A 14,482-nucleotide genomic window follows, 5' to 3' on the forward strand; every position below is an offset into this window, starting at 1 on the left:
AAGCTAACATGTTCAATTGCCCACTCTATTGTGTCATTAACGGGTTGAAATGGATGTTTGGGATCTTCCTCCCGTCCGTTACCGGCCGGGAGGAAGTTGTTCAACTGCGCGCAGATTAGGGAGTGGTTACGGTCACATAGACGCTGCTCCGGCTCCAATTGCCCGCGGCGTCGCCGGCGGTGATCCGGAAGGTGTAACGGGTATTGGCGCTAAGGCCGGTTATGCTGTAGCTGGTAGTGCCGTCCACTGTGGCGATCCGGGTGCCGTTCTGCGTAATCCGGTAGCTCGTCACGCCTACGTTGTCACTAGCAGTGGACCAGTTCAGAGTTAGCCCGGAATTGGTAATACCGGATGCCGTCACGCTGCTGCCGGCCGGCCAGTAGGGAGCGGACCGATCAGAGGATGGTGTGGTTGTGATTACAGTTGCGCTGGGGCCGGTCACGGTCCAGTTGCCCGCGGCGTCACCGGCGGTAACCCGGAAGGTGTACTGGGTGTCGGCAGCCAGGCCGGTAATATTATAGCTGGTTCCGTTCACGGGTGCCGGTGTTGCCGGAGTGCCGTTCCGGTAGACCCTGTATCCTGTTACGCCGGTATTATCGGTGGCCGCGCTCCAAGTAAGAGAAACGCTCTGACCGTCGGCGGAAACAGCGGCGCTTAAGGAGTTGCCGGCGGGCCAGACGGGAACTGCAGTATCGGTGGACGGCGCCGCGTACACAGTTACCGGCACATTCACTGTGGCCGTGGTGTAACCGGCTTTTTCGGCCGTGACGCTGATGGTGGCGCTGCCGGGAGCCACGGCGGAGATTATGCCGCCGGCGCTGACGGTGGCCACGGACATATTGTCGGAAGCGTAGCTCAGGACGGCGTCAGCCGGGTCAGTGGTGACACAGACGGCCTGGGTACCGCCCACGTCCAGGGTGGCGCTGGACGGTTCCACGCTTAAGGTGATGGGCGCCGCATTCTTGGTCATCACATAGCTGTCGATCACCTGTCCGTTGGCATCCTTGGTGGTTAAGGTAAATGTGTTGCCGTCAATGTTAATTAGCTCATAGTTGCTGACATAGGCGATTTCTTTGGCGATGTAGTCAAGGTTGTCGCCTGGAGCGAAATAACTTGTCCCCGCGTTCCCCATGACATAGACGATGCCGTTCCCGTCAGTGGCAACCTGGCCGGCTTCAATGGGCTTAGTCCGCATATAGACATGCTGGTGCCCGACGAAAGCCGCGTCCACTTCACACTGTTCAAAGACAGGGGCCCAGTTGGCCTGGAGGTTTGCCGCGTGGCTGTCGTAAACAGCCGGATAGGGTGGGTAATGTAAATAAACAAATTTCCAGGTCTTGTCGCTGTTGTTGAGGTCGTTGAGCAGCCAGGCGCTGATACTGTTGTAGGCGTCAGTGCCCGGCGCGGTCAGAACGCAGCTGTCCAGGCCGACAAAGTGGCAGTTGCCGTAGTCAAAGGAGAAAACTCTCTCTTTATAGCCATCCGGCCCGTTATGCGGCAGGGCAAAGGAGTTCCAGAACAGCGTGTCGGTCACGTCGTCATGGTTGCCCGCGACCGGCATCAGCGGGATCTGCTTAAAGAGCGGCGTGGCGGCGGCAAAAAACTGCTCCCAATGATAGCTGTTGGCTCCGTCATCCACCAGGTCGCCACCCAGCAAAGCGAACTTCGGGGCGGGGTTTTCCGCACCGGCGACATTCAGCATGTTTCCCCAATTTGTATAACCTGTCTGGACATCTCCCATATAGAGGAAAGAAAAACTGTTATCCGCGCCGGCGGTGGTGAAAGACGCCGTTTCGCTCCAGGCGCCTTCTCGGCCCACCCGGTAGACATAACTGGTATTGGGATTTAGCCCGCGCAGAGTCGCTTCCTCATGATACACGTCGTTATAATCATCAGTGTAGAGGTAGCTTGCTGCCGCGTCCGCCGCCAGGGCGCCGTCAAAGCTGCCGTTAAAACCGGCGGCAGGCAGGTACTGGACCATCTCCGGCGCGGTATCGGCCGTCCGCCAGGAAATTGTCTGGGTCGTTTGGGGGTCTTCCGTCCACGACAGGATAACCTCGCCGGGCAGGCTGGCTGGTAAAACGTTCAGCCCCAGGGTGTTGCTGGTGACGCCGCTGACCATGGCTGAGATATTTACCGTGCCGGTGCCGGTGATAAGCAAGGTGCTGCCGGATACGGCAGCCGGTCCGGAAATGACCGACCAGGTGACCGTTTGACCGCCGAGGCTGAAGTCATCCCCGTTCTGGTCCTTGCCGGCCAGGGTAAGACCGCCTAGATCAAAGGCAAACGGTGTATTGCCGTAGCTTAAGGAAGGACTGCCGCTCAGGTTGAGCGTGGTCAGCACCGCGGCAGACGCATTCACGTTCAAGCCGAGCGTGTTGCTGATGACGCCGCCGGCCGTTGCCGAGATATTTATTGTGCCGCTGCCGGTTATGGTCAGGGTGCTGCCGGATACGGCAGCCGGTCCGGAAATGACTGACCAGTTAACTGTCTGGCCGGTAAGATCAAAAGCCGCCCCGTTCTGGTCCTGACCCGTCAGCGAAAGGCCGTTCAGGTCATAGGCTGTTGGTGTCCCGCCGTAGTTCAGATAGGGACTGCCGCTTAAGCTGAGGGTGGTCAGCACCGGGATTTCGTTGCTCACGGTGACAGCGCAGGAGGCGGTGAAGCCGCCGTCTGCCGTGGTCACGGTAATATTGGCGGCGCCGGGGGCGACAGCCGTCACCAGGCCGTTACTGTCGACTGTGGCCACCGCGGTGTTATCGGAAGCCCAGGCCACGTTTTGGTTGGTTGCGCCGGCCGGGGCGACGGTCGCCGTCAGTTGGCCGGTAGCGCCGGTGCATAGGGTGTCGCTGGTCTTGTCAAGGGCAACCCCGCTGACCGGCGTGCCGTTCAGCGTCACATCGATCCGGTAAACCCACTTGGCGGATTTGGAGGCTGTATGTTCCGGAGCAGCGGCAGCTAAATCATTGGTCTTGCCGAACACCAGCCTGAACCTCTTCGTGTCGTCCAAATTTGAGAAATCAGGCTGGAGAGGGGTAAACTCCCGCTGCCAGTTGTCCCGTATGGCCAGAATCGTCGGCACTTCAACGGCGCCGGCCGCGGCGGCTACCGGGTCAGGAAAAGCTATTTCACCGGTATTGGCATTCCAATCGTCAGCCAAGTGCGGAAAATAGTAGCGAGGTGTGTCCAACAGGTACGATTTTGTTAAAGTTTCATAATAAGTGCTCCCGCTGTCGGTTGTCCAGAATCTGAAGTTTACTGCGTTATCGACATCGACGCTGCAGGCCGCCAGGATATCGGTCAGCTTGACTCCCACCGCCGAATCTATCACCGGGCACGGCATGTTGTCAATGAAACTATAGGCCTGCTGCACCTGCTGCATCGCTTCCAGGTCGCTGCGCTGGAAGGTTTGCACATGGGTGTAGGTTCCACCCAAATAGCCGGTCTTGATCTCAAGATAGGGCGCCGGGGCATTGCTTTCGGTCTTGGCGCCGGCCGGTCCGGGCAGAGCCATCCAGAGGAAATTGCAGAGCAAGCTTAAAATGACCAGGAAGCTTAAAAATTTTTTATTCTTTTGTTTGTACACTAATTGTATTGGTTGCATTTATATCCCCTTTCTTATAAAAGCAAGCCATTTGGTAATTATGGCGTATTGTCTTCTTGAGCATTTAATGAACCGTGTTTAACGCATTTAATATAGCCGTAACGGCCTCCGCCCTGGTCGCGCTGCACTGGGGCTGATAGGTATTGTCAGGATATCCCTTCATGATCCCGTTCTTTACCGCCGTGGCTACGGCATCACCAGCCCAGGCAGAAATATTGCCGCTGTCGGCAAATTGGGTGTTTCCTGCCGCCGGAGTAAGCTTAAGCGCCCGGACAAGCATCACGGCCATCTGTTCGCGGGTGATCATATCGTCAGGCCCGAAGGTCTTGTCGTCGTAACCGCTGACAACACCATACGAGAAGGCGCTTGAAATATACGTACCGGCCCAGTGCCCGGATGTATCTTCAAAAACCTTCTCGGGTTCGAGCGTGTATCCCAGTGATTTGATCATCGCTTTAACCAGGAAGGTGGCAAACTCACCCCTGGTGATGACCGCGTCAGGCTTAAAGCTGCTGTCCGGGTAACCGCTGATAACGCCGCGGTTTACCATTTCTTTGACGTTGTTTTCCGCCCAGTGCCCGGAAATGTCGTTCAAAGCATCCTGGGGACTTGGACCATCAGGCGCTTTTGTCACCGGCAAGCCACCCATTCCTTTGTTGACAAATAAGGCATATTTAGTGAAATGATCAATTTCCACTTCTACGGTTTCCACTTCGCCGGTTTTGTGGGAGATAGTGCCGCCCAGGCTGACCCACTTGGAATTCGCTTCATCATAGCAGTAAATTGACGGAGTCTGAGTTTCTCCGGCCGGCAGGGATGACCAATTGTATGAAAAAGTAAGTGTAACCGGTTTCGCAAAACTGTAATTCGTTTTACCCCCCACGGTGAACTCGAAGACGGAGCCCAAGAGTAAGAAACCTGTTGGCGGCAGCGGTGGCTCGCTTACTTTCCGGATGGTGATGCTCAATCCGGTTGTTCCACTTAACGCTCCGGCGGGAATATTTACCGAAATATCATCATCCAGGCTGACTGTTCCGCCGGCTCCGGGCGCCACAGTAACTTCCGTGGCCGTATTATTAACTTGCTGCGAAGCAGAAGATCCATCATCGTTGTTGGCCGCCGTGAGGTTTACCTTCATTTCAGTTTGCTCCGCCGGCGGGCTCTCTCCGTTTTTGGCGCCGGCCGGGCCGGGCAGGACCAGCCAGAAGAAGTTGCCCAGTAAAACCAGTGTGATCAGGCGACTGACAAAAATTTTTCTCTCGAACTTAAACCTCGTTCGCATTAGCCGCAATTCCCTACTCCCCTTTCAGCAGATCTATGTATTTATGATACAGGCTGAATTTATCTGGCTCGCCAATACGGCACAAACATGGCATCATTGCTGAATTGCGCTTCCCCCCCAACCAGCCGGCTGGTGCAGGCAGCCTGATTTCCGGTGATAATGACCTTGCCCGGCCATCTGTTAACAATTTGTTTCAGGTATTCATCAGCGGCGCTGATTGATTGCATGGTTTCTTCAGCTGATTCACCATAGCGCGCCCCGCTGTCATCAATACCATGAAAGCGGACCATCAGTAAATCATAGCCCTTGTCAAGGTTAGCCAGGGTGGCTTCATACAGTTCGTCATCAGCGCCGCCGCTGCCGTTTTTATCAGTGACTGAAACCGGCTGCACTTCAGTTTCCAGCAGCTTCTGATCAGCTTCCAGAAGAATCGACTGTTTTTTTAGCTTAACAGCCTCGGCAAAAATCGAAGGGACTTTTAATTCCCGGTCACCGGCAGTGATAATACAGCTCTCTTTCGCTTCTTTCCCCGTTAGCATGGCGGCCAGACTCACATTGGCCGCCGGCGGATATACTCCGGAAGCCTTTATGACCATGCTATAGTTCTCAAGAAACGGCGCATAACCGTTTTCAACGGCATAGCTGTATTGGTTGTAAGTAAGTCCGTCCAGGACAGCCACCAGAATTCTATCACCGTTATCAAGATAATGCCGGGTATCGTAGTAGATATCCATAATGCCGGCGGCAGGGGGACGAACGATGACTCCCTTTACCTTTTCCAGTATTGACCTGGTATCCGGTTGCAAATAATTGATATGATTGTCACTTACTTCAAAATAACCTCCATTGTCCACCAGGCGGTACTCGCCCTTTTCATCCAGCACCAGGAAGCTGTCACCTTCATTGACCGGAGTCAAATCACTTAATTTGAAAACCCTGCGTTTGGTAAAAACTTGCGATTCATATTCTTTTCCATCGTTTTGAATGACAGCTTTCCCCTCCGGATAAGGAAATTCTGTCAGCGGCCGGGCAAGCAACTGACCGGGTGTAATCTGAACAAGTTTCTTATCCGGATCGATGACGTTAAAGGCAAAATCCCTGGTGCTACCGTCCGATACGACAACGATCTCTTTGATCTGTTTGGCGTTACTACTGATGGGATGCTTGAGGTTGACTGCTTCCCAGCCATTTTTGGCGGAGAAAGATATATAACAATCGTCGATATCATCCACCTTGATTGCCGATGTGAATCCATCAAGACCGACTAAATACAGCTGCTTGGCATTGGCCACCGGCTGAGCCCTATTGATAATCTCAGCCAATTTAACGGCTTTATATTTATTACCCTGTAAGCTAATCGTTTCCAGCTTTCCCATCCCGTTCGGGTCCTGCAGGGTAATACTGTTGACAACATCACCAATCACCTTCAAGGGCGGAATATACCGGGGAGAACATGAAACAGCCCCCATTACCGCTGCTCCAATCACCAGCCCCAGCAAGCCCAGGCATGCGCTTAAAATCCATCCTTTTTTATTCACTGCAACATCTCAACCGAGAGCAGGTCTTCCACGTTTTGCTTGCCGGACGTGCCCGTGCAGGTGAAAGCCACGGCTCCTTCGGCGTTTTGATAAATCAAGCCTCCCTCGCCCAGCTCGGGATTGGTCAGCACAATACTCTTACCGTCGGCGCTGGTAAACTTATATTTATTGCCGCCGGCCATGCCGGTCTGTTTGAAAATTTGCGAAAAAGCAATGCCTTCCTTATCTCCGAAGGTCTGCTTGGGAAGGCAGGCGCTCCCTTCCGTATAATCAAAGATGGCGGTCTGGCCGTATATTATATAAAGCAAATCACGTATATGCATGCCCTGGGGAAACTGCGGCGCCAGGAATTTGGGCTGGTCTTGGCCGGTCACTTTGATAAAAGCAGCCAGGAAGTTTGCTTTGGTTTCATTTTTCTGCAGGCCGTCGCCGGCTTTCATAAAGACATTAGCTACTACGGTGTCATTGATATCGGCATATTCGGCGATAAGGTCCTGCGTTTTAATAGCTTTATCCACACTGTCGTAATACTGGTAATCCTCCTGGGGCAGATTTTTTGCCGCTGTTTCCAGGAACACCACTTTATTGGGCGGCTTTTGGTCGGCGCCTGTCTCAAAGTCCATGCGGATCAAGTTTTTCACCCAGTACATTGCTCTTTCACCGGGAATGACGATCCGGACAGGCTGATAATCATCTTCAAGGGGCCGGCCGTCATTAACATATGAAAGGATAACCAGGCGGCTAGCCAGGATCTCTTGCGGCACGGCAATGGAATATTTGTCACCGGCTGTGAAGCGGATGCGGCTAAAGTCCTTTTGCGTTTTTCCGTATTCTTTTAGAAAAGTTTCCAGCAACGGGCCGGTAGCGTCGACAATGACCTTTTCTCCGTTGGACCGCGTGGATTCAGCATGTTTTGTTACCGCCGCCAGCTTTTTCAGGTCGCCCTGGGTTATTTCAAAATCTCGTTCCAGCAATCCGCTTACAACAATCTTTTGATCATCGAAAGGGCCGGGAGCGTTGGCCGGCACGTCCTTCTTACTATCGCAGGCAGCCATGGTTACCATCAGCGCCAATATGACCAGCAGTAAAGATAATTTTTTAATGCTTTTCATTTTGAAGTCCGCTCCTTTTCAGTTATTGTAATTCCATGCTTACGAGCCACTTGACAGAGCGTTGCCCAAACTCATCGTTGCATATTATGATGCGCAGGCTCCCATCTTCACCGGCCTTTGTTTTTAGCGGTTTACCATAATCAGCGTAGACAACATATACATTATCCGGCTGCAGCACTTCAGACATATCCAGTCCGGACGTATAGCCATCAATGCCTTTCACAACAATTCTTTTGTAATTTTGGGCCAGCGCCGGATCGATGCTGTTCAATACTGCCAGGAGCGGAGTGCAAGTAAAGTAGTTATCGGTATTGCCCTGGGCGGAATGAATCGTCATCTTTTTTTCTACCGCCGACAGTTTCCGGAGGTCGGCAATGGTAAAACTGCCTAATATGGTGTCACCAGCCTTAATCACCAGTTTTCCTTCTTTCAGGCCGGTTTTATCGTGATTCAAAAACGAGAAGACAGCAATGACCAGGAGCAAAAATATAATACCCAAAACAAGCCGCTTTTTCGATTTAGCGCTTTTACTTGTATCAACACTTGTTTCAACCATCCTAATCCTCCCGGATAACTAAGAAAAAATATGAGGCATACCGGACACCCCGGCAAGTATACCGGGATGTCCGGCTGCTTCAGGGTTGTTTTGTGAAAAACCTTTATTGATTCAACGCATTTAAAATAGCTGTAACAGCCTCCGCCCTGGTCGCAAAGCCTTGGGGCTGAATGCTGTTGTCGGAATATCCATTGATAATTCCGCTCTCAGCCGCAATGGCTAAAGCGTCTCTGGCCCAGTCGGATATGCTCTCGCTGTCGGCAAACTGCATTTCGCTTTCTTCTGCCGTTAAGGAAAGCTTGGCCGCCTTGACGATCATCGCGGCCATCTGCTCGCGGGTGATCGGGTCGTCCGGCCCGAAGGTGTTGTCGTCGTAGCCGCTGACGATCCCGTTTGCAGCCGCGGTAGCAATGTATTTATTGGCCCAGTGTTCAGCGGTGTCCCCAAAGACTTTGCCATCCTGCAACGTCAGTTTGAACGCTTTCGTCAGAACGACGGAAAACTCGGCCCTGGTGATAGTGCTGTCAGGCATGAAGGTACCATCAGGATAACCGCTGATGACGCCAAGGGCTACCAGTTTTTTGATATTGCTTTCAGCCCAGTGGCCGGAGATGTCGTTCAAATCACCCGGCAGGTTTTGGAAAACCGGAACACTCTTGTCCGTAACAGTAACGACGCAGGTGGCGGTGAAGCCGCCATCTGTCGTGGTCACGGTGATGGTGGCAGTGCCCGGGGCAACAGCCGTAATCTTACCGTTGCTGTCGACCGCGGCAACTGCTGGATCGCTGGAACTCCAGGTCACGCTCTTGTTGGTGGCCGAACTCGGAGCGATAGTTGCCGTCAGCTGATCAGTGGCACCTACGCTGATGGTGGCGGTGGTCTTGTTAAGGGTAACCCCTGTGGCCGCTGTTGCGGCTTGGACGGTCACGGCGCAGGTGGCGGTCTTGCCGCCGTCCGCCGTGGTCACGGTGATGGTGGCAGTACCTGGGGCGACAGCGGTCACCAAGCCGGTGCTGTCGACTGTGGCCACTTTTGTATCGCTGGAACTCCAAGTCACGCTCTGGCTGGCGGCTGAACTCGGGGTGATAGTTGCCGTCAACTGGTCGGTGGAACCTACGCCGATGGTGACGCTGGTCTTGTCGAGACTAACCCCTGTAACGACCGTGGAAGAGGAATTCAACGTTTTATTAAGTGTCACATCCATCCGATAAATCCACTTGGCTGACTTGGAAGCGGTATGAATCGGATGCTCACTGGCAAGATTACCAGGATGGCCAAATACCAATCTGTACCTGGTATCGGCAGTCAGACTGGAAGAGCCCGCACCTGATTCACCGTCGTGTCCCAGCCGCTGCCAGTGGTCCTCATACGCTAAGATCGTTGGTACTTCCACAGCGTAGGCGGCGGCGGCCACAGAGTCGGGAAAATATATTTCGTTATCACCGGTATAGCCGGCCGTAGGGTCAGTAAAACTGCTCTCAACATTTTCCCAATTATCCGCTATGTGTGGAAAATAATACCGCGTAGTGTCCAGCAGGAATGATTTGGTTAATGTTTGATAGGGATAATTCGGAACATCGGACGTCCAAAATCTGAAGTTTGTCACATCGTCAGCTTTTATACCGCATGCCGTCAGGATGCTGGTCAGCCTGACACCGGTGGCCACTTCTAGCACCGGACACGGCAAATTGTCAATGAAAGTATATTTCTTATTTTCCACCTGCCCCGGCAAATCTTCCAAGTCGCTTTGCTGAAAGGTTTTCAAAAGGGTATAGGTTTTACTTGCATCACCGCTATAGCCAACCCAGACCTCAAGTTGCTGCGCCGCCGGATAGCCATCGTTACTTTGATCAGTGGCACCGGCCGGATTTGGCTGCGCAATCCACAGCAGGCTGAGCATTACGAACATCACCAAGCAGGCAACCATCTTTTGTGCTTTTGCTTTTAACTTCAATCTTCGCAACTGCATTTTTCTCCCTCCAAATGTTATCAAGTTGGTGCATAATAACAGGCGGTGCACCGCCAATAGCAATCTCTCTGTGTAATTCTTTACTATTATTGGTTGGTCAGCATAAACAGCTGGCCGGTATTGGGATCTTTGTAGACCGTGCCCATTTTTTCATAAATACCGCCCTCTCCCTGAGTTTCGATCAAGTTATCTTTAATGTTCTGGTCTTGTGTCACCTCCTGGCTGCGATTCAGGTCGACGCGCTCTCCTCCCTGGCCCAGGTCGACATTCCAGTGAATGATCAAAGAGAGCATCAGGCCGCAGGCAAAAACCAGCATGGCATCGACAATGTTGATGGCTCCTTCCATAGGACTATCGTCTTCTTTCATCCCGCGTCTTCTGCTCCTTAATCCCCCGTTCACAGCCAAACACCTCCAGTAAGCTTTACATTACAAATCGCACACATCGTATCTGCCGGCGGCGTCATAGTAGGATTTGTCACCTTGTTTCCTCCCTCACATATTCCATATATCCTCTGCCTGACCCGAAAAGAAATAAGATTGCAAATAATATTGCGGCATAAATATCCATGCTGTTTTTCTCCTTCATTTGCTGCAAGGGAACAGCATCGGCCGACATCTCGAATACACGCCACGGTTGGCTTCCCGAACGCTCTAAAGAAACCCTTGAGGTTTTTGAAACTGTGTCGGCTGCCTCCTTGTCCTCCAGGTACTGCTGATCAGTTTCCGGCAATTGCGTCCCTGTTTGATCACCCCGCTCCACGTTATTTGGAGGACCACCGGCGGAGGACGCAGCAAGTTGATCAACGCCGCCTTCCGGACCGTTTACAACGCAGCTGGCCGTTAGATTGCCGACTACGGTGCTCACGGTAATGACAGCCGTGCCCGGGCCAACGACCTTGACCAGGCCATCTCTATTGACCGTGGCCACACTGGTATCGCTGGATTTCCAGGTTATTCTCCTATCGGTGGACTCTTCCGGCGGCAATATGGCCGCCGTTAACTGAACCGTGCTGCCGACTTTAACATTGGCTATCTCCTGGTTGAGGACGATGCCGGTAGGCGGCATGCCGCCCAGCATAACTTCAATCGCATGCACCCATTTGGCCGATCTGGAGGCGGTGCGGGTGCTGGTATCGTTCTGGCCAAACAACAGCCTGAATCTGGTTGAAGTATCATGAACAGTAAAATCCGGGTAAGTAGCAAACCGTTTCCAATTATCATGTAAGGCAATGATCGGCTCCACCTGGACCGCTCCATATACCGCCCCTGGTATGGCCGATTGTGTTTCAAAATCCCAGTGTGTCGGGAGGTTCGGATAATAGTAGCGATCTGTGTCAAGCAGGAATGACTTGGGCAAACATTCATACCACCCTTTTTTAACGTCGGTCGCATAAAAATAAAACGCTTCCACTGAGTTGACATCAATACCGGAGTCCGCCAGAATATCGGTCAGTTTTACTCCTCTAGCCGAATCCAAAACCACCGCCGGCATGCTGTCAATGAAAGTATAGGCCTGCTCCACCTGCGGCATCGCCTCCAGGTCGCTGAGCGTGTAAACCTTCTTCGTATGGTAAGGCCCTCCGTAATAGCCGACCCTGATGGTAAGTGAAGTCGCCGGATCACTTGTATGAAACGGATCGGCGCTGACCATGCCCGGTTGCGCGAACCATCGCAGACTGAGCAATATAGTCAGCATCATCACAAAGCCAACAGCTTTCCACAGCCTGGTTTTTAACTCCAATCCTCTCAACTGCATTGCTCTTCACTCCATCGCAATCAAGTATTCAATATGATAGCAGCGGCTGATGCATTGTTTTGTCATATTTGTACAGGGGGTTGAAAACTCCCTCCCAGGCCGTTGCCGGCCTGAGAGGGAATTTCATTGATGTACTGCTAAAAGCACAGACTAGGGAGTAGTTACGGTTACATAAACGCTGCTCCGGCTCCAGTTGCCCGCGGCGTCACCGGCGGTGACCCGGAAGGTGTAACTGGTATTAGCGGCCAGGCCGGTAACATTGTAGCTGGTGCCGCCGTCCACTGTGGCGATCTGAGTGCCGTTCCGCGTAATCCGGTAGCTTGTCACGCCAACATTATCACTGGCGGCGGACCAGTTCAGGGTCAAACCGGCATTGGTAACACCGGATGCTGTCACGCTGCTGCCGGTTGGCCAGTAGGGAGCGGACCGATCAGAGGATGGTGTGGTTGTGATTACGGTTACGCTGGGGCCGGTGGTGGTCCAGTTGCCCGCGGCATTGCCGGCGGTAACCCGGAAGGTATACTGGGTGCCGGCGGTCAGTCCTGTAACGTTGCAGCTGGTTCCGTCCACGGGCACCGGTGTTGCCAGAGTGCCGTTCCGGTAGACCCGGTAACCTGTTACGCCGGTATTATCGGTGGCCGCGCTCCAGGTTAGAGTTACGCTCTGACCGTTGGCGGAAACAACGGCGTTTACGGTACTGCCGGCGGGCCAGACGGGGGCTGTTTGACCGGTGGGTGAACTCGTGTTGACGTTCACCAGCACGCTCGCTGTGGCCGTGGTGTAACCGGCCTTTTCGGCTGTGATGATGATGATGGCACTACCGGGAGCCACGGCCGTGATTACGCCGCCGTCGCTGACGGTGGCCACGGACGTGTTGTCGGAAGCGTAGCTCAGACCGGCGTCGGCCGGGTCAACGGTAACACCTATAGCCTGGGTGCCGCCCACGTTCAGGGTGGTACTGGCCGGGGTGACATTTATACTGATAACGTTGGAGCTGACGGTCACAACACAAGTGGCGGTGAAGCCGCCGTCCGCCGTGGTTACGGTAATGTTGGCGGTGCCCGCTCCCACTGCTGTCACCAGGCCGGTGCTGTCTACCGTGGCTACCGCGGTGTTGTCGGAGGCCCAGGTCACTTCCTGGTTACTGGCGTCGGCCGGTGTAACTGTCGCTGTCAGCTGATCGGTGCCGCCTGTGGTGATGGTTTCGCTGCTCTTATCAAGGCTGACTCCGGTAACCGGTACTGTTACGGTAATATCAATCTCACTTACCCACTTCGCACAAAAGTTTGCTGTTTTATCCCCTGCATTTGCCTGGCCCATAAACAACCGCAAGGTGTTTACGGTATCCAACTGGTTAGGATCGCTGGTAACAAACCCCTGTGCAGCGGTCGCCAGTATGGTATCTACCTGTTGCGCCGCGCTTCCATCAGCAGGATAGTAGTAACGCGTGTTAAACAACTGTGTTTGCGCTGCGGGAAAGCTCGTAACATAGCCGTCGCTGGCTTTGACAACTATACTTTGCACTTGGCTGCTGTTAACTGAAGCATAGTGTGACAAAATATCGGCCAATGAAGCGCCCAGCCCGGTGTAGTAAACAGTCGCCCCGTTGGATTTGGTCGCCGAAAAGGCTCTAAGCACACCACTGGTATTTAAGGCATTAATTTGAGCTGCAGTTACTGTTACCGGACTGCCGCCATTAACTACTAAATTCACAGAGGTGGTGGCATCGCTGTTATAGATGGGTATGCGCAGCGTATTGCTGGTAACCCCTCCGACGGTGGCAGTCAGGAAAATGTTGCCACTCTGATAGATTGTCATAATGTCGCCGGATATGGAGTTGCTGACCGAAGCATCAACGGTTGCCCAGGTGACAGTCATTCCTGAAATGTCATATGAAGCCCCGTCCTGATCAGCGCCAACCAGCGTCAATGTGCTGAGATCAAGAGTCGGAGGTGCATTGTCATAGGTCAGAGAAGGACTGCCGCTCAGAGTAAGTGTGGTCAGTACAGAAGCCGCGTTGACAGTTACGCCGCAGGTGGCTGTAAAGCCGCCGTCCGCCGTGGTTACGGTGATGTTGGCCGTACCGGGAGCCACAGCCGTCACCAGGCCGGTGCTGTCTACCGTGGCCACCGTCGTGTTGTCGGATGCCCAGGTCACTTCCTGGTTGCTGGCGTCGGCCGGCGCAACGGTCGCTGTCAATTGGTCTGTGCCGCCGGCGGTAATGGTGTCGCTGGTCTTGTCGAGACTGACTCCGGTCACCGCCACTGTCGAAGCTTGTACGGTTACGGCGCAGGTGGCATTGAGACTGCCGTCCGCGTTGGTGGCGATGATGTTGGCAGTACCGGGCGCTACTGCCGTCACCAGGCCGGTGTCGCTGACCGTGGCCACCGCCGTATCGCTGGAGGCCCAGGTCACGTTCTGGCTGGCGCCGGTCGTGCCGATGGTTGCCGTCAGTTGGTCTGTGGCACCGGCAGTGATGGTATCGACAGCCTTGTTGAGCCACATTGTTGTAGCCGGGTATACATCTTGCACGGTTACGGCGCAGGTGGCGGTGTAGCCGCCGTCCGCCGTGGTTACGGTAATGTTGGCCGTGCCGGCTGAGACAGCCGTTACCGTGCCGCTGCTGTTGACTGTGGCCACCGCCGTGTTGTCGGAGCTATAGG

At 53.8% G+C, this 14,482-nt stretch carries 9 protein-coding genes; all 9 read right to left on the reverse strand.

Annotation, left to right across the window (positions count from 1 at the left end):
- Nucleotides 1-115 precede the first annotated feature (115 nt).
- Complete coding sequence (locus L9W92_RS04305) at nt 116-3,604, reverse strand: Ig-like domain-containing protein (protein ID WP_240082511.1); 3,489 nt, start codon at nt 3,602-3,604, stop codon at nt 116-118.
- A 64-nt stretch (nt 3,605-3,668) separates the two neighbouring features.
- Nucleotides 3,669-4,886 (reverse strand): S-layer homology domain-containing protein, encoded by a 1,218-nt coding sequence (locus L9W92_RS04310; protein WP_240082529.1) that lies wholly within the window; start codon nt 4,884-4,886, stop codon nt 3,669-3,671.
- A gap of 59 nt (nt 4,887-4,945) precedes the next feature.
- Nucleotides 4,946-6,424: a hypothetical protein gene (locus L9W92_RS04315; RefSeq protein ID WP_240082512.1), complete on the reverse strand. Its 1,479-nt coding sequence runs from the start codon at nt 6,422-6,424 to the stop codon at nt 4,946-4,948.
- A complete protein-coding gene (locus L9W92_RS04320; RefSeq protein WP_240082513.1) occupies nt 6,421-7,536 on the reverse strand; it encodes a molybdopterin-dependent oxidoreductase in 1,116 nt (371 codons plus the stop codon). Before L9W92_RS04320 ends, L9W92_RS04315 begins: the two co-directional genes overlap by 4 nt.
- 22 nt (nt 7,537-7,558) lie before the next feature.
- Complete coding sequence (locus L9W92_RS04325) at nt 7,559-8,092, reverse strand: molybdopterin-dependent oxidoreductase (protein ID WP_240082514.1); 534 nt, start codon at nt 8,090-8,092, stop codon at nt 7,559-7,561.
- A 103-nt stretch (nt 8,093-8,195) separates the two neighbouring features.
- Complete coding sequence (locus L9W92_RS04330; RefSeq protein ID WP_240082515.1) at nt 8,196-10,061, reverse strand: S-layer homology domain-containing protein; 1,866 nt, start codon at nt 10,059-10,061, stop codon at nt 8,196-8,198.
- Nucleotides 10,062-10,147: 86 nt separating this feature from the next.
- Entirely contained in the window at nt 10,148-10,462 is a 315-nt protein-coding gene (locus tag L9W92_RS04335; protein ID WP_240082516.1) for a DUF2149 domain-containing protein, read from the reverse strand.
- 76 nt (nt 10,463-10,538) lie between these two features.
- On the reverse strand, nt 10,539-11,819 hold the full coding sequence (locus L9W92_RS04340; RefSeq protein WP_240082517.1) for an Ig-like domain-containing protein: 1,281 nt from the start codon (nt 11,817-11,819) through the stop codon (nt 10,539-10,541).
- A gap of 150 nt (nt 11,820-11,969) precedes the next feature.
- Nucleotides 11,970-14,482 (reverse strand): Ig-like domain-containing protein (locus L9W92_RS04345; RefSeq protein WP_240082518.1); only part of this gene is annotated, 2,513 nt, incomplete at its 5' end.

Origin of the sequence: Pelotomaculum terephthalicicum JT, assembly GCF_022410535.1 — a bacterium.
Lineage (GTDB): Bacteria > Bacillota > Desulfotomaculia > Desulfotomaculales > Pelotomaculaceae > Pelotomaculum_D > Pelotomaculum_D terephthalicicum.

Excerpts from the sequence above, each read along its gene's own strand:
- L9W92_RS04305 (WP_240082511.1), bottom strand. The coding sequence starts at position 3,604 with ATGCAACCAATACAATTAGTGTACAAACAAAAGAATAAAAAATTTTTA.
- L9W92_RS04310 (WP_240082529.1), bottom strand. The coding sequence starts at position 4,886 with ATGCGAACGAGGTTTAAGTTCGAGAGAAAAATTTTTGTCAGTCGCCTG.
- L9W92_RS04330 (WP_240082515.1), bottom strand. The coding sequence starts at position 10,061 with ATGCAGTTGCGAAGATTGAAGTTAAAAGCAAAAGCACAAAAGATGGTT.
- L9W92_RS04340 (WP_240082517.1), bottom strand. The coding sequence starts at position 11,819 with ATGCAGTTGAGAGGATTGGAGTTAAAAACCAGGCTGTGGAAAGCTGTT.
- L9W92_RS04320 (WP_240082513.1), bottom strand. The coding sequence starts at position 7,536 with ATGAAAAGCATTAAAAAATTATCTTTACTGCTGGTCATATTGGCGCTG.
- L9W92_RS04325 (WP_240082514.1), bottom strand. The coding sequence starts at position 8,092 with ATGGTTGAAACAAGTGTTGATACAAGTAAAAGCGCTAAATCGAAAAAG.